The organism is Streptomyces crystallinus, assembly GCF_039521265.1.
Classification (GTDB): Bacteria; Actinomycetota; Actinomycetes; order Streptomycetales; family Streptomycetaceae; genus Streptomyces; species Streptomyces crystallinus.
Genome location: NZ_BAAACA010000053.1, coordinates 31,436 through 47,266 on the forward strand (window position 1 = coordinate 31,436; position 15,831 = coordinate 47,266).

The window sequence follows — 15,831 nt, forward strand, 5'->3', positions numbered from 1 at the left end:
CGGGGCTGAGCGCCCGCGGTGCCCGGCGGAGGGAACCGGTGCGATCACTCCGGTCGCACCGGTCGTCCCCTCGTCTCACACCGCCAGCGGCTCCAGGTCACGCTGCACCCGGCGCTCGTCCCGGGCGATCCGCACGAACGCGTGCTCGTCGCCGAGCAGCCGCTGGAGCTCCTCCACGGCCTCCGCCCGCACGTGCGACGCCTCCTCCTTGCGGCCCAGCCCGTCCAGTGTCACCGCCATGTTCGCGGCGCAGGCGAGCGTCTCGGGGTGGTGCGGCCCCAGCACCTCCCGCAGCCGCGCGACCGCGTTGCGCTCGATCTCCAGGGCACCCTCCAGATCCCCCATGTCGGCCTTCACATTGGCCAGGTTGACGGTGGCGAACAACGCGTGCGGATGGTTCTCGCCGAGTATGTCGCGCATCGTCCGTATGGTGTTCTCCAACAGCGTGTCCGCCGCGTCCAGCGCCCCGCAGCCCCACTGGTAGATGCCGAGGTTGTTGGTGGCCGCCAGGGTGTACGGGTGCCGCTCCCCCGGCACCTTGATGTACTGGTCGACGACCTCCTGGGCCGCGTCCCGCGCCGCCGCCGGGTCCCCGGCCGCGAACAGGTCGGCGGCCAGGTTGAGGTCGCAGGCCAGCCAGTCGGGGTTGGCGGAGGTGTACTTGGCGCGGTAGCGGTTGCGGGTGGCCGTGGTCAGCCGTTTGGCGTCCTCCAGCCGGCCCGCCCGGCGCAGCGACACCGCGAGGCTCTTGGCCGCCGCCAGGGTGCCCGGGAAGGCCCGGCCCAGCTGCTCCTTGTAGAGGTCGTAGGTCCGGCTGAGCAGCGCCACCGAGTCCTCGTAGCGCCCCACCTCACGCAGGTCGCGCGCCAGGTTCATCGCCGAGGAGAGGGTGTACGGGTGCTCCGGGCCCAGCACCTCGGTGCGCCGGTCGTAGACGTCCTGGTCGAGCTCGCGGGCCCGGGCGTACTGGCCGAGCATCCGCATGTTCAGGGCCAGGTTGTTGGCGGCGGCCAGCGTACGCGGATGCGACTCGTCGAAGATCTGCCGGAACCCCTCGTGCGCCTCGGTCGCCAGCTCCATCGCCTTGCTGTACTGGCCGAGCGCGCCCAGGTCCATCGCCAGGGCGCTGGTGGTCATGTACGTGTGCGGGTGCGAGGCGCCCAGCACCTCCGTCTGGCGGGACAGGGTCTCCTCGTCCAGCTCCATCGCCTCGACGTAACGGCCGCGCGAGCGAAGGATGTTGGAGAGGTGGAAGCGCAGGTACAGATACTGGAGGTCGTTGGGCCCCAGCTTCTCGCGCCACTCCTCGCGCAGGTCCTCGGCGAGGTTGGCGGCCGCGTTGAAGTCACCGCGCTTCCACAGATAGCGCACCCGGTCGATGAGGAGCCGACGGGTCTCCGGCTCGTCGCACAGCCGCGCCCCCGACGGCGTCAGATGCGGCCAGATGGTGTTGAACTGCGCCCAGGTCTCCGGGTTGTCGATCGGCTCGTCGGCGTCCGGCCGGGCGCCCGCGAGGATGCGGTGCACCGCGTGCCGGGCGTCCATCTGCTCCTCGTCGCTGAGCTGCGCCCGGATCACCGCCTGGACGAGGCGGTGCACCTGGATGGAGCTGCCGACCTGGTCGACCTTGGCCAGGGCGAACCGGCCGATCTCCCGGATGACCCGGCCCAGCACCAGCTTCTCCTGGAGCGTGGCGTCGTACGGCTTGAGCGCGTCGATCATCTCCTTGCTGTAGAGGAGATTGGCCGAGATCGGCTCGGGCGCGAAGAAGGCGCAGAGCTGGAGGAGGCGGACCGCCGCGGGTGAGCGCTGCTTCAGCCGCTCGATGGAGACGTTCCAGGTCGCGGCGACCGGCTCGGGGTAGCCGGCCGGCTGGTTGAGCGCGAGGACGCTCGGGGCCTGCTGGGCCAGCTGCTCCAGATAGGCGGCGACCGGTGTCGCGGTCTCCGCGATCCAGGCCGCCGCCTGCTCGACGGCTAGCGGCAGGTCGCCCACGGCGATGGCGACCTGGTCGGCGTCGTCGATGGAGAGCCCGGGGGCGCGCCGCTGGAGGTGCTCGATGGACTCCTCGCGCAGGAACACGTCGACCGGCAGCGCGTCGCCGTACTGCGACCAGGTCTGGTTCCTGGAGGTCACCAGGACGTGGCCGGGGCCGCCCGGCGGGAAGAACCGCTTGAGCTGCTCGGGGTCGTCCGCGTTGTCGAAGACCAGCAGCCAGCGCGAGGTGGGCACCCCGCGCCGCAGCAGGTCGATGGCCTCGCGGGAGGCGGAGTTCATGTCGTCGCCGCCCTGCACCCCCAGCCGTACGCCGAGCTCGGCGAGGCCGGCCACCACGTCGTCGGGCTGCTCGGCGGAGATCCACCAGACCAGGTCGTAGTCGGCCATGAACCGGTGGACGTACTCGAGCGCCACCTGGGTCTTGCCGACGCCGCCGAGGCCGTACAGCGTCTGCGGCTGCGGCAGGACGACGGCGAGGCCGCCGCCGAGCTGGTCGCGCATCCGCTCCAGGACCAGCGAGCGGCCGGTGAAGCCGGGGTTGCGCGGCGGCGCGTTCCAGATCTTGGGGACGGTGCCGGGGAACCGCGGCCCGGGCGCCACCCCGTCGCTGATCTGCACCGGCCGCTCCAGGGCCCGCAGCAGCGCGGTGGTGGCGTGCACCTCGTCGAGCCGGAACAGGTCCACCGGGTTGCGGTCGATGTAGGGCGCGGTCAGCCGGACGTCGCCGACCCGCAGCGGCAGCAGCTGGCGCCGCGCCCCCGAGGGGTCCTCGGCGGCGGCCCGGGACCAGATCTCCACGGCGCGGGCCGACTTGAGGTAGGCGCTGGAGAGCAGGACCACGGTCCGGGCGGCGTTCTCCGCGGCGACCGCCTCCCCGTCGGCGCCGCTGGGTTCGGCCGAGACATCGCGGGGCACCACCCGGAACCCGGCCCGGGTCAGCACGGACTCGATCCAGTCCGCCCACATCCGGTTCTCGGCCACATAGCTGAGGAACAGATCGGCCGGCAGGGCGGGCCTGCGGCGGGTGAAGGCGTCCCGGATCCGCAGCCGGATCTCCTCGTTGACGGTCGGCATCGAGGTGATCCGGCCCTCGGTGACGACGGAGGCGAGGCGCTCGAAGGCGGAGAGCAGCGAGTTGGAGAGCCCGGCCTCGTCCCCGAAGGTCGCCAGCGTCTCCTCGTAGGCGTAGTAGGGGCGGTACGGGATCTCCACCGCGCCCCAGTACGCGGTGAGTTCGTCGCCGGAGAGCCCGGCCGGGAAGCGGTCGAACTTGAGGCGCGCCAGCGCCCGGCCGGCGTCCGCCTTCTCCTTCTCGCCCTCGTCGATCCGCATCGGGACGGGCAGGATACGGATGTTCTGCCCGCTGTAGCGCTCGTCGATCTGGCGGGCCACCGAGGCGGCGCCGTCGATGGACTGGTCGCTGAGGGTGAAGCAGTCCACCAGCACGTCGGGCAGGTGGACGGTGCAGATGTCGGCGATGTCGCTGAGGCCGGTGCGGCTGTCGATCAGGACGTAGTCGTAGTTCTCCTTCATGTCCTCGCGCAGGGCGTCGAAGAAGTGCCCGCCGCCCAGGCGGTCGTAGAAGTTGTCCCAGTCGAAGGTGGAGACGGTCGCCGAGTACTCGCGGTTCTGCCGGCCGGCGGAGACGAAGTCCAGGGTGCCGCCGTCGGGGAACTGCCAGCCGAGCGCCTCGGGGGTGAGGGAGACCGCGTGCGGCTGGATGCGCGCGTAGTCGCGGTGCCAGTCGTCCGAGCGCGGCACGGGGCTGGTGGCGGCCCAGGCGTACTCGGTGATCAGGTCGATGACCCCGGTGGTGGCACCGAGCGTCGAGGGGTCCAGGAACGGGTGGAAGAAGCGGTGCAGCCCCGGGGCCTCCAGGTCCCAGTCCACCGCGAGGACCCGCTTGCCGTTGGCGGCAAGGATCCAGGCCGTGTTGGCGAGGGCCATGGTGCGGCCCGTACCACCCTTGTACGAGTAGAACGTGACGATGCGTCCGTCACGACTGGCTGTCATCCGTCTCCTCCGCATCGGGCGCGTGATCGAGCCTGTCGGGGATGTACTGCGTGGTGCCGAAATCGGTGCCCATCGGCCCGACCAGGCGCGGCCGTTCGGTGTGCCCGCCCCCCGCGGGCGGATAGACCGTCGCATGTCTCAGATACTGCTGTGCCGCCGCCTCCACGACCTGGGGCAGTATCTGCCCGAAGGCCTCCATGCTCGGTACGCCCTTGGCGGCGGCCCGGCAGGCGGCCCGCCCCTGGCGCATCTTGGACGGCATGGTCTCTTCCAGCCGGTGCGACAGCTCGGCCTCCGACGCCCGGCTCTGCTGGTCGTCGCGGTTCCACGGGACGACCACGCTCACCCAGGGCCGGTGCTCGGCGTCGAAGGCCGCGAGCCGGGCCCGCCGGTCCTCGTCCTCCAGCGCCCACCGGTCCACCAGCAGCACCTCGGGCCGCGAGGGCGGCTGTTTGCCGTCGAGGTGCAGCACCTCCTCGTCGAAGGAGGAGACGGTGGTCTGGTAGTTGAGCGAGCGCACCATGTCCTCCGCCACCAGGGCCAGCGGCCGGGCGGAGACGGGGTGGTAGGGGTTCCACTCCAGCGGGCTGTCGCCGTAGTACGCGTCGTCGCGGCCCTCGGGCAGCTCGTGGCGGGTGGGCGCGGCGACGGTGACGTGCATCGGGCGCGGTCCCTCGCCGGCGGCCGCACCGAAGGCGCTGGGCGCCAGCCGGTAGTCGACGTGGCGGCCGGGCCGTATCGCGGTGGCGTCGGCGACGCTCACGATGCGTTTGGCGAGCTCGTAGACCGCGCGTTCGTACTCCTCGGCGAAGATGCGCAGCTTGATCAGCCCGTAGAGGCCGTCGGTGACATAGCGGTCGCCGAAGGCCCGGTGGTTGAACTGCAACCGCTCGGCGGGCCCGGGCAGTTGCTCGGGCGGGACCGGCACCCACAGGGCCGGCACGATCGCCTCGGCCGGGCGGTTGGTGTACGCCTGGTGCTGGATGGTGCGCTGCTCGAACGCGTACCACTCGCGCCCGCACATCTCGCTCGCGAAGTAGCGCGGCGAGAACAGCGGGACGAACACCCGGCAGGAGGCGAGGACTTCACCGAGCCGCTCCGACCAGCCCTCGCCGGAGCGTATCTCCCGGTCCATGAAGCCGGCGGGCGCACCGGCGGGCAGATCGGTCATGGCCATCACATGGCCGCAGAGATCACGGAAGAGCCGCTCCACCCACATGTCGGGGTCCGGGCCGCCCGCCCCGTACCTCGGCGTGTGCGCGTAACTCAGAAAGAAGTAGGGCCGATGTTGGTCGGCCGGACGCGGCTGCGCTGATGCGTGCACACGACCCCCGTCCTGCAGTATTGAAGAACATCATTCCGGAGCGCACGACGCTCCATCCCCTCACCGTTCGGTCAAACAAGGCCGCTTTTCGGTCATCCAGTCCACCGCATGGTCCACCGCCCCCTTGATCGAAAACAATCGTGCGGTTCTCCGCCCCAGCTGCCACTCTTTGCGCATTTCCTCCGGAAGGTCCGCCCCGACCGCCTCGAAGTCGCTGTCGCGCAGATCGACGTCGGGATAGTGGAACCACCCCCGACGCCCACTCTCGTCCCGCACCACACAGCTGTACAGCTTCTGCGGCGGGTTCGGCAGATATCGGTATTCCGCGAGGTGAAAGGCGGTGCAGACGGCGAATCCCACATTGATCATGAGAACGCGCGCCTCGGCCCGGTAGAGCGCCCCGAGCGGCGACTTCTCGCCCAGATGGCAATCGGACGCGTGCCCCTCCATCAGCTCCAGGGCACGACAGCCCCAGGCGGCGAAGGAGGTCTGGGGATGAGTGCTGCGCACCGCCCCTTCCGAGGTGCGCACCCACTCGGCCAACCGGCCCATTCCCTGACTTCTGGTCAGCTGGGGGTCGAACGGCGGCATTCGCCGCTTGTAGTCCTTGTACGCGGCGGTGCCCAGCACTTTCGCGGCCCGGCGGCGATGGGCCGGGGAGGTGAGCGAGTTCTCCGCGGTGAAGGCCGGGACCACCAGGGTGCCCTTGAGCCGGCCGCCGACCGCCGCCCGCAGGGCCCGCCCCAGCACCGCCGGGCCGTGCCCCAGACCGCTCAGCGAGGCGTGCACGAGCAGGGTGTCCCCCTCGGCGACCCCCATGGCGACGAGGTCGTCGTATAACGCGCTCTCCAGGGCCGTTCGGGCTCGCTCATCCACGGGCTGCCTCTTCCCACTCCGACAGGACGTCGGCGACCAGCCTCTTCCCGCCCACGGTGAGTTCGGCCGCCCCCTGAAGAGCTTCCAGCGCGCGCCGGGTCTCCGCCAGAGTGCGTGCACTCCTGTCGTACGCGGCGACCGCCACCCGCTCGTGTGTTTCGGCCAGCAGGACCGAAACCGGCACCGGCTCGTCCCGCCAGTCGGCCCGGTGGTGCCGGCCGCCGTCCAGCGCGTAGAGGTCCGCCACGTCGCGCAGCGCCCGGAAGGTGGTCCTGCGGTAGCCGCGCAGCAGCCCCAGCGCCAACGCGTCCCCCGTGAGCCCCACGGGCACCCCCAGCGCCCCGTAGCCGTGCCGTCCGGCCACCGCCCCGCCGTCGCCCGCGAGCGGGGTGAGCGTGGTCAGCGCGGCGGCGGCGGGGCCCGCGTGGCCCGGCACGGTGGCCGAGAGCAGCCCCCAGGCCGCGCCCAGGCGTCCGCTCCACTCGTCGGCCTCGGCGAGCCCCAGGCGCGGCAGCACGGGGGCGCCGAAGCAGTCGCGGTACGGGTCGAGGTCGTCCAGCGCCGGATCGGGCGCCCCGTCCCGGCCCAGGCCCCGCACCGGCCGCCAGTCGCCGCACGGCTCGCGCGGGCACTCCACCTCGGTCTCGAAGCGCTCGCCCAGGACGCCCCGGACGCGAAAGCCCTTCTCCGCCGAGACCACCTCCGCGCGGCCCGATCCACCCGGAGCGCCGACCCTCAGCTCCCCGAGGGTGGGCAGCGCCAGCCTGCCGTCCGCGTACCCGACGGTGACCGGCAGTTCGAGCCTGCCGCGCACGGCGGCGGCCGCGGTGTAGGCGGCCAGCCGGTGGGCGTGGGCGACCGCGTCGGGGCGGCCGGCGCGCAGCGCCTCCAGGGCGGTGAGCAGCCAGCTGCGGGCGTACGGATGGGTCAGGACCTCGTCCAGGGCCGGCCCGTCGACCAGGGCGGTCAGCCGCCACGCCTCGGCCCACTCGGCTCCGCCGCGCCCCGCCAGATCGGCGTTCAGCCGGGCCAGCAGGGTGCGGGTCAGCTCGTGCTCGGCCGCGACGAGTTCGGCGGGGTCGGTGAGGGCGGCGGGGACGAGCCGGGCGGCGGTGCGGGCCTCGATGCCCCCGACCAGCGCCGCCAGGTCCTCGCAGTAGACCGAGGGCCCGTCGAAGGGGTCCCGGCCCGCCTCCTCGTTCGCCGAGCGGTAGCGGTGGGTGTAGAGCCCGCCGCCGCAGGAGCGGACGACCGGGCACTCCTGGCACTCGGGTCCGACCCCGGCGAGGCCGAGCTGGCGCACCCGGACGCCCGGGTGGGCGGCGACCTCGTCGAAGGAGTGCCGGAAGACGTCGAACCCGGTGGCGGCGGCGCCGTCGTAGGCGCTCTTGAGCGAGTCGACCTGCTCCAGGCTGCCGTCGGTCTCCACCACCACCAGGTCGGTGGGGGCCAGGCCCAGGGACTCGGTGAGGCTGGGGCCGCCGTTCAACGTCGACAGTACGGACTCGAACAGCCGGACCGGCACCGCCCTGCCCTGTTCCTCCCACCGGTCGAAGATCTTGAGGATCCACTCGGCGTACTCGGTCGGGGAGCCGTTCGGGCGGGCCGGGGGCGCGTCCCAGGTGGCGTGCGGCAGCAGGTAGTCGATGCGCGGCGGGTCCAGGGCGATGAGCGCGTCGTGCACGGCGACCGGGTCGTTGGCCACGTCGATGGTGCAGAGCAGCCCGAGGAAGAGATGGCGGTAGCGCTCGCTCTGGAGCAGTTCCACGGCCCTGAGGACCAGCGGATGGCTGGTGCGGCCGTCGGCGAAGCGGCGGTGGCGGTCGTTGGCGGCCTTGTCCCCGTCCAGGGAGATGCCGACGCGCACACCGAACTCGTCGAAGAGGTCGAGGTAGCGGGGGCTGAGCTGGAGGCCGTTGGTGTGGATGCGCAGATCGAGCTCCGCGACGCCGTCGAGGGCGGCGGTCAGCTCCTCGCAGACCTTGCGCAGCCGGGCGGGACCCGCGAGCAGCGGCTCCCCTCCGTGCAGGATCACTGACACGGAGGGCAGTACGTGTTTCTCGGCGTGCTCGGCCAGTCGCCGGGCCGTCCAGGAAATCGCCTCGTCAGAGATTGCCTTGGGGCGGGTACGCCAACTCTGATCAGGGGCTTCGTAGATATAGCAGTGATCACAAGCAAGATCGCATCTGCTGTGAACCTTGAGCACGATCTCGCGGAAAGGGACCACGGGTCCAGTCATTCCGCCAGTCTAGAGCTCTCCGACGGACTAGAGCGCCGAGTTGAAGGTCGACGCCTGCACCGGGCGGCCGATGGACGAGGGCAGCACGCGGCCGAGCTTCCTGGCGGCATCGGCGCCACGGACGTCGATCTCGGCCAGGGGCACACGGCTCTTCTTCGCAGGGGCGAAGGAGAGAGAATTCACGGAGGTCTTCACGGCCGTCCTTGGTGGGTAATTCCTGCATGTGGACAGTGGTACCGACGACATGCACCGTTGCAGTGTCGGCGGCACGACTTTACTCTCTTGGCCACTGTTGGCAACTGAGCACGACCGCTTGCCGCAAAGGCGTGACCCAGCAATGGCGGAAGGTGTACGGAACGAGTCGTTCCATCGAAAGAGTGATGACTAAAACCGCAGACAGGGGTGGATGTGACGGCGATTCCCGGTCCTCTGCAAAGCATGGTCTTCCGCAACGCCGACCTGCCGGGTCTCTTCCATCACGCGGACTCCCTCGCGATAGGGCGCCAGCGGGCCGCGGTGAACGGCACCCGCTGGCAGTTGTGCCTGCTGGTGGTGGGGGCGGCGCTGGCGGCACTGCCGTGGAAGATGACGCTCGGTGGTGACTTCCAGCTGACCAGCGCGCTCAGCGCACTGGCGTACGCGGGGGTGCTCGCGGTGAGTTTCCGCGCCACCCGCGGGCATGCGAAATCGCATTGGCAACTGAACCGTTCGGCGGCCGAGTTCATCAAATCCATGTGCTGGAGGTACGCCGTCCACGGCGCCCCCTTCGACTCCCAGGCCGCCGATCCCGAAGGTCTGTTCACCTCCCGTCTGGAGGAAGGGCTGCGGGAACTGCGCCGGGTCGGCTGGCGGGATCCGCGCGAGGACCCGGCGTCGGGGCTGGCCGACGTGCCTCTTGTCACCGCGCCCATGCGGGAGTTACGGGCGAAGGCCTTCGCCGTGCGCAAGGAGACGTACGTCCGGGACCGGCTGATCGAGCAGCGCAACTGGTACCGGCGCCGGCAGGAGGCGTCCCGGCGGGCGACCGCGCTGTGGACCTCGGCGATCACCCTGCTCACCGTTCTCGCGTTGCTCTTCGCGACGCTGCACATGTTCGGCGCGGCCCAGGGCGTCAAGGTGGCCGGGCTGCTCTCGGCCGCGGCCGCCGCGTGTCTGGCGTGGAGCGAGATCCGCCGCCACCAGCCGCTGATCTCGGCCCACTCGCTGGTGGAGCAGGACCTCAAGGCCATGCACGTGGCCATGGAGAACACGGTCAGCGAGCGGGAGTGGCCGGCGGCGGTCTACGAGACCGAGCGGGTCGTCTCGCCCCAGCACACCGACTGGCTGGCCCGGCTCCGCAGTTGATCGCCACAGCGGGGCCTCAGGGCCTGCGCACCCCGTCGCACCACACCACCGTCACCGCTCTGCCCAGGCCGCGGGCGTACGCGACGATGTCGCCGGTGCCGCCGAGGCCCCGTGCGGGCTGGCCGTCCCAGACGGCGACCAGACGGTCGCAGTTGTCCGCGATATAGGCCCCGGCGGCGTAGTAGGCCTCGTCGGTGGCGTGCGGGAAGTCCATCCGCACCTCCTGCGCCGCCCGTCTCTTCAGCCCCCGGTAGCGGGCGAGTTCGCCGGGGTCGGCGAAGCCCGTCTCGTAGTCGCCACTGGGAATGACCACGGTCAGCGAGGCGCCGCACTCCAGGGCGATGGCCGCGAAGAGCTGGTCCGCGCCGGCCGCCAGGCTGGAGAGGGCCTCCAGCGAGCCGTCGTGTCCGCACAGCAGGCTCCGCAGACAGGCGCGGATCTCGTCCAGCGCCTCGGAGGGAATGTCGCGGTGACCGGTCACTCCGATGCGTTTCACTGACTCACCCCGTGTGTCCGGTCGCCCTCTCCGCCGTGACCATCCTCCCAAAAAGGCGCATGGCGCGCAGTCGTGGTCCTGGGCGGCACGCGGGAGAAGAGCCCCCGCCCGAGGGCCGGACGGGGGCTCGCCGCTGCCGGGGCAGCGTGGTGATCAGCCGTCAGAAGAGGCTGACGCCATAGGCGTTCATGGCTTCCACCACGGGCTGGAAGAACGTCGTGCCGCCGGACGAGCAGTTGCCGCTGCCGCCGGAGGTGAGGCCGAGCGCGGTCGAGCCGGCGTAGAGCGGTCCGCCGGAGTCACCGGGCTCGGCGCACACCGTGGTCCTGATCAGGCCGTACACGATGTCGCCGCCGCCGTAGTTGACGGTGGCGTTGAGGGCGGTGACCCGGCCGCTGTGGATGCCGGTGGTCGAGCCGCGCCGGGTGACCGTCTGGCCGACCGTGGGGTTGGCCGCGCTGCTGATGGGCTGGCTGCCCACGGCGCTCGGGTGGGAGAGCGAGGTGTTGCTGTACTGCACGAGGCCGTAGTCGTTGCCCGGGAAGCTGGTGCCGACCGTCGGGCCGATGCTCGTGGAGTGCGAGGAGCTCGTGTAGTAGTTCGGGTAGCCCTCGGTGCAGTGGCCGGCCGTCAGGAAGTAGTAGGTGCTGCCCTTCTTGACGTTGAAGCCCAGCGAACAGCGCCAGCTCGGCGCGTAGATGGCGTCGCCGCCGGAGAGCAGCTTGCTGAACCTGCCCGCCGTCCGCTCGATGCGCAGGGCGGAGGCGTTGGCGCCGGCCTGCCGCTTGATCTTGGCTATGTCGGCCTTGCTCACGGTGGAGTCGGCGGTCACGACCACGGTGTGGGTGGCGGGGTCGACGTTCCAGGCGGTGCCCGCGACATCGGCGCCGAGCACGGCGGCGCTGGCGGCGGAGAGCTGGGTGGCGCTGAACGCCTGGGACGGGGTGGCGCTCGCGGTGGGGACCGCGAGCGCGCCGGCGGCGAGCAGCCCGGCGGTGAGGGCGACTGCCTTGGTGCGTCTCGCGAGAGGGCGGCGGCGGGTGGGGGTGGTGCGCTTGATCCTCACTTCTGTTCCTCCCGAGGGGAATCGAGGGGCCCGAGTTGGGTGGGGGGACCCCGTGAGGCGCAGCCGGAGCTGACGGCAGCACTGTTGAGCGCAAGCCGTGCTCCTGACAAGCGCTGGGAGGGAGTATTCGGCCGCCCGGCCATGGGGCGCAAGAGCGCCTTTCGGCCGGGCTGCCGGGGTTTGGGAAGCGTGGGTCAGCGAGTGAGAACGGTCCGCTCGCCCGCCTCGACGGCCACGTCCAGGGTGTTGCCCGGGGGCGGGAAGGGGCAGATGAAGTGCTCCGCGAAGGCGCACGGCGGAAGCAGTGCGCGGTTGAAGTCGACCGTGAGCCGGCCGTGCGCGTCGGGTGCGCCGGGGCGCAGGAAACGGAACCGGAAGGTCGAGTCCCCGCTGGTCGCATCGGCGAACACCGCCCAGAGCGAGCCGTCGTCCTCGACCGCCACCTGGAGGGTGTGCTCCCGGCCGTCGAGCGCGAAGGCGAGCTCCCCGCCGAGGCCGAGCCCGCGCTCCACCCCGTCGGCGTTCGCCACCCGTACGGTCCGCGCCTGCTCGTACGGACGGAAGACGGCGGGCACCGCCCAGCGTGCGTCGTACGGCGTCGCCCCGATGCCCGCGAAGGCGCGCCGGCGCTCGGCGGCGGGGTCCCAGACCCGCACCGCCCACAGCCCCTCGCGGCGCATCACCACCAGCCGCCGCGCGCCCTGGGCCAGCCGGGACTCACCGACCGGCGCGTGGTCGGCGGCCAGCCGCACCTCACCGTCGAAGGGCTTTCCGTCGAGGGTGATCCCGTCCTCGGGGGCGGCCGTGAGCACCAGCGCGTCGTCGTCTTCGCGCCACTCGCCCGGCACGGCCGGAATTCGCCCTTCCACCGCGTCGGCGAGCCAGTGGGTCCCGATCAGTGCCAGTGGGCCGTAGGGCGCCGAGACGGTCTCGGCCCGCCGTTCGTGCCAGTCCCTCCACTGCTGCGCCGCGTCCATGCTCATGTGTTCGACCCTTTCGTACGGGGGCGGGAAGCCCCAGGTACGAGCGCAGGGCCGAGCCGGAGTATTCCGTACGGAGGCCTCCTCGGCCCTCTTCCGCCGCGGTCGCCGTCGTCCGCGCCCCGGATCTCACCCACCGAACACAAGTGACCCTGTGCGCACGCTTCGTGACGGTACGTCAGCAGTCACAACCGCAGTCGCAACAGTCGCACCCATCACAGCATTCGCAGCAATTGCAACAGTCGCAGGAATCACAGCAGTCGCAGTCGCGGCAGAAGCCCTCGTGCTTCCGCCGCGACCAGGGGCCCTCGTACTCCTTGGCGCAGCACATCTGGCAGGTGCAGCAGAGCCCGGCGAAGACGCCGCACCCCGCGAGGAAGCCGCGCGGCGCGGGCGGCCGGGGGCCCTCGCCCTGCGGCGGCGAGCCGTACGGGTTGCCGGGGACGGGCGCGTACGGCCCGCCGGGCGGCGGCGATCCGTAGGGGCCGGGCTGGTGGGAGCCGTGGGCGCCGGCGGGGGCGCCCGCCTCGCCGTGGACGCAGCCCGCCGTGCCGAAGGACCGGTTCACCGACTGCTTCAGCTCATGGGCGAGCAGCACGTGCGCCAGCCTGCCGTCGACGAAGTCGGCCTCGCGCAGGGCGAGCCGGATGCCGTGCACCGCGTCGTCGGCCAGGCGCCGGGCCTCGACGAGGTCGGTACCGGTCGCGGTGAGCGGGTTCCAGGCACCCGACGCGGCGTCGGCCGCCTGGTCCTCCACGGCGTCCAGCAGATGCGCCAGCCGTCCGAAGAGGCGGCCCGCCTCGGCCAGCGGCTCGGCGTTGTGCGGCCGTCCGGCCAGCACGGCCGTGTGCGCGAAGGCCGCGGCGGTGGCCGTCTCGGTCGGCTCGGTGACGGTGAGCAGGGAGGTGCCCGGACCCGCGAGCGCCTCGATGCCGGTCTGCCGGTCGACCGCGTCGACCAGGACCGCCGTGTCGAACCCGAGGGAGGCGCCGGTGCGGGCGCCCGCCCGGTCCCAGCTCGCGGCGACCCGGCGGGCGGCCAGCGCCACCGGCCTGCGCCTCAACAGGCCGTCCCGGTCGGCGACGTGGTCGCGGACCTTCGCCGAGGCCAGCACCAGCGAGACGGCCGCGGCGAGCCGGGCGCCCTCGCCCTGTGCGACCGGGGCCGTGCGCATGGCGCGCAGCGGGCAAGGCCCGGCGGTGCGCCTGCGCCCGGTGCGGCTCTCGACCTGAGCCTCCGTCAGAACCGAGACGATCAGCCCGTCGTAGTTGGTGACGACCCTGGCGAGCTGGCCGTGGTCGGAGCGAAGTGCCAGGCAGAGCCCGCAGAGATGGGCCATCCACTCGGTTTTCAGCCCCTCGGTGAGCCGATGCGAGCAGGGCCTGACGATTCCGAACACGACGCTCCCCCGGGCGCCGTGGGGCGGCTGGCCCCACGGCTCGTTCAACAGTGCGGCAGGCATCGTATCGAGCGATCCGTTCACCCGTACGTCTGCCGCATCACCCGTCTGGACGGAAGTTCATATTTTGTATCCGTTACCCGTCATACAGCGGAAGAAAGCTGACGATTCGCCACATCTTCTGCACCAGTACCGTCACGAATCCCCTGCGCGGCGGCTATCCACTTGGCGCGGTATCCGCATCATGGACGACCATAGGGGTGCGGAACGCGAGCAGAAGCATGAGAAGAAGTCCGCTGTGAGAGGAGGCGTCCATGGGATCGGTGCGCAAGGCGAGTGCCTGGCTGGGGCTTGTCGAGGACAACGACGACCGCTACTACGACGACGAGTACACCGAGGAAGCCGGGTCCGGCGAAGCCTGGGTGACGGACCCGCGGGTGCGGGTGGCCTCCGAGGCGGCCCACGAGCAGGGCCGGCGGATCGCCACGGTCACGCCCGACGGCTTCCGTGACGCGCGCGGCATCGGCGAGCTCTTCCGCGAGGGCGTCCCGGTCATCGTGAACCTCACGTCCATGGAGCCCGGTGACGCCAAGCGCGTCGTGGACTTCGCGGCCGGTCTGACGTTCGGACTACGCGGCTCCATCGAGCGCGTGGCGACGAGGGTCTTCCTGCTGACCCCCGCCGACACCCAGATCGTCAGCGGCGAGGCCGCGGGCCGCGCCACCGGCGGCTTCTTCAACCAGAGCTGAGCAGGGCGCTCACCGGACCGCCAGGGACGCCTAGCGAAACGCGTCGAGCCCGGTGAGCGCCTTGCCCAGCACCAACTGGTGCATCTCCACGGTGCCCTCGTAGGTGAGCACCGACTCCAGATTGGTGACGTGCCGCATCACGGGGTACTCCAGCGAGATCCCGTTGGCCCCGAGGACCGTGCGCGAGGTGCGGCAGATCTCGATCGCCTCCCGGACGTTGTTGAGCTTTCCGAAACTGACCTGCTCCGGACGGAGCCTCCCGGCGTCCATGCGCAGCCCCAGATGGTGGGCGAGCAGGACGCCCTTGTGCAGTTCCACCGCCATGTCGGCGAGCTTGGCCTGGGTGAGCTGGAAGCCGCCGATGGGCCTGCCGAACTGCTCGCGGGTCTTGGCGTACTCCACCGCCGCGTCGAAGGAGGCGCGGGCCGCGCCCATCGCGCCCCAGACGATTCCGTACCGCGCGTGCGAGAGACAGCTCAGCGGGCCCTTGAGCCCGGTGACCCCCGGCAGCACCGCGTCCGCGGGCAGCCGCACCTCGTCCATCACCAGCTCGCTGGTGACCGATGCCCGCAGCGACCACTTGTGCTTGATCTCGGGCGCCGAGAAGCCCGGGGTGTCGGTGGGGACGGCGAATCCCCTGATCCCGCCGCTGCCCTCGTCGGTCTGCGCCCAGACCACCGCGACCCCGGCGACCGAGCCGTTGGTGATCCACATCTTGCGCCCGCTGAGCACCCAGTCGGTGCCGTCCCTCTTGGCGTACGTCCGCATCCCGGCCGGGTCGGAGCCGTGGTCGGGCTCGGTGAGGCCGAAGCAGCCGATGGTCTCGCCCGCCGCCATCGAGGGCAGCCACCGCTGCTTCTGCTCCTCGGAGCCGTACTTCCAGATCGCGTACATCGCGAGCGAGCCCTGGACCGAGACCAGTGAGCGGATGCCGGAGTCGGCGGCCTCCAGCTCCAGACAGGCCAGGCCGTACTGGACGGCGGTGGCGCCCGCGCAGCCGTAACCGGTCAGCGACATGCCCAGGGCGCCGAGGGAGCCGAGCTCGCGGGCGAGTTCGCGGATGCCGGGGAGCTCGCCGTTCTCGTACCACTCGGCGATGTGCGGCAGGACCCGGTCGGCGGCCCAGGAGCGGACGGTGTCGCGGATCGCGAGGTCCTCGTCGCTCAGCAGGTCGTCGATCCCGAGCGGGTCGGCCGGGTCGAAGGGGGGCAGCTTGGCGGGTGCGGACATGAGGATGCCTCCGGCGTCCCTGGGAACCTGTGCGGCTCAGCTAAAACTAGCGGTGGTAGTTATTGCTGTCCGCTGACGTTACGGCTCAGTGTGCCGCGCGTCCAGACCCGCCCCCGC

General features: G+C 71.5%; 12 protein-coding genes. 2 read left to right on the plus strand and 10 right to left on the minus strand.

Annotation, left to right across the window (positions count from 1 at the left end):
- Positions 1-75: 75 nt before the first annotated feature.
- Genes fxsT through fxsA form a run of 5 tightly spaced genes read right to left on the minus strand, consistent with a single transcriptional unit; the run spans position 76 to position 8,645 of the window.
- Positions 76-4,011, minus strand: coding sequence for an FxSxx-COOH system tetratricopeptide repeat protein (gene fxsT / locus ABD236_RS31190; RefSeq protein ID WP_344079646.1), 3,936 nt, complete (start codon positions 4,009-4,011; stop codon positions 76-78).
- The gene (fsxC, locus tag ABD236_RS31195; RefSeq protein ID WP_344079649.1) at positions 3,995-5,335 is read right to left on the minus strand and encodes an FxsC protein; all 1,341 of its coding nucleotides are present in this window, start codon (positions 5,333-5,335) and stop codon (positions 3,995-3,997) included. The genes fxsT and fsxC overlap by 17 nt, the downstream gene beginning before the upstream one ends.
- Before the next feature lie 60 nt (positions 5,336-5,395).
- Positions 5,396-6,211 (minus strand): AAC(3) family N-acetyltransferase, encoded by an 816-nt coding sequence (locus ABD236_RS31200; protein WP_344079652.1) that lies wholly within the window; start codon positions 6,209-6,211, stop codon positions 5,396-5,398.
- A complete protein-coding gene (fxsBH, locus tag ABD236_RS31205; protein WP_344079655.1) occupies positions 6,204-8,450 on the minus strand; it encodes a radical SAM/SPASM protein FxsBH, inactivated beta-hydroxylase extension form in 2,247 nt (748 codons plus the stop codon). Before fxsBH ends, ABD236_RS31200 begins: the two co-directional genes overlap by 8 nt.
- A gap of 27 nt (positions 8,451-8,477) precedes the next feature.
- Positions 8,478-8,645: an FxSxx-COOH cyclophane-containing RiPP peptide gene (fxsA, locus tag ABD236_RS31210; protein ID WP_344079658.1), complete on the minus strand. Its 168-nt coding sequence runs from the start codon at positions 8,643-8,645 to the stop codon at positions 8,478-8,480.
- Between the two features lie 243 nt (positions 8,646-8,888).
- Between fxsA and ABD236_RS31215 the strand changes: the two genes are divergently transcribed.
- Positions 8,889-9,794: a DUF4231 domain-containing protein gene (locus ABD236_RS31215; protein ID WP_344079661.1), complete on the plus strand. Its 906-nt coding sequence runs from the start codon at positions 8,889-8,891 to the stop codon at positions 9,792-9,794.
- A gap of 16 nt (positions 9,795-9,810) precedes the next feature.
- On the opposite strand, the gene ABD236_RS31220 is transcribed toward ABD236_RS31215, so the two are convergent.
- The 4 genes from ABD236_RS31220 to ABD236_RS31235 all read right to left on the minus strand — a co-directional run bounded on the left by ABD236_RS31220 (position 9,811) and on the right by ABD236_RS31235 (position 13,735).
- On the minus strand, positions 9,811-10,290 hold the full coding sequence (locus tag ABD236_RS31220) for a hypothetical protein (protein ID WP_344079664.1): 480 nt from the start codon (positions 10,288-10,290) through the stop codon (positions 9,811-9,813).
- Positions 10,291-10,450: 160 nt separating this feature from the next.
- A complete protein-coding gene (locus tag ABD236_RS31225; RefSeq protein ID WP_344079666.1) occupies positions 10,451-11,356 on the minus strand; it encodes a S1 family peptidase in 906 nt (301 codons plus the stop codon).
- 194 nt (positions 11,357-11,550) lie between these two features.
- Positions 11,551-12,339: a DUF1684 domain-containing protein gene (locus tag ABD236_RS31230; protein WP_344079668.1), complete on the minus strand. Its 789-nt coding sequence runs from the start codon at positions 12,337-12,339 to the stop codon at positions 11,551-11,553.
- 175 nt (positions 12,340-12,514) lie between these two features.
- Complete coding sequence (locus ABD236_RS31235) at positions 12,515-13,735, minus strand: DUF5685 family protein (protein WP_344079671.1); 1,221 nt, start codon at positions 13,733-13,735, stop codon at positions 12,515-12,517.
- Between the two features lie 314 nt (positions 13,736-14,049).
- Here ABD236_RS31235 and ABD236_RS31240 point away from each other — a divergent pair, with 314 nt between their 5' ends.
- Positions 14,050-14,484, plus strand: a complete 435-nt coding sequence (locus ABD236_RS31240) for a cell division protein SepF (RefSeq protein WP_344079674.1) — start codon at positions 14,050-14,052, stop codon at positions 14,482-14,484.
- 30 nt (positions 14,485-14,514) lie between these two features.
- Here ABD236_RS31240 and ABD236_RS31245 read toward each other — a convergent pair whose 3' ends face one another.
- On the minus strand, positions 14,515-15,714 hold the full coding sequence (locus ABD236_RS31245) for an acyl-CoA dehydrogenase family protein (protein WP_344079677.1): 1,200 nt from the start codon (positions 15,712-15,714) through the stop codon (positions 14,515-14,517).
- Between the last annotated feature and the right edge of the window lie 117 nt (positions 15,715-15,831).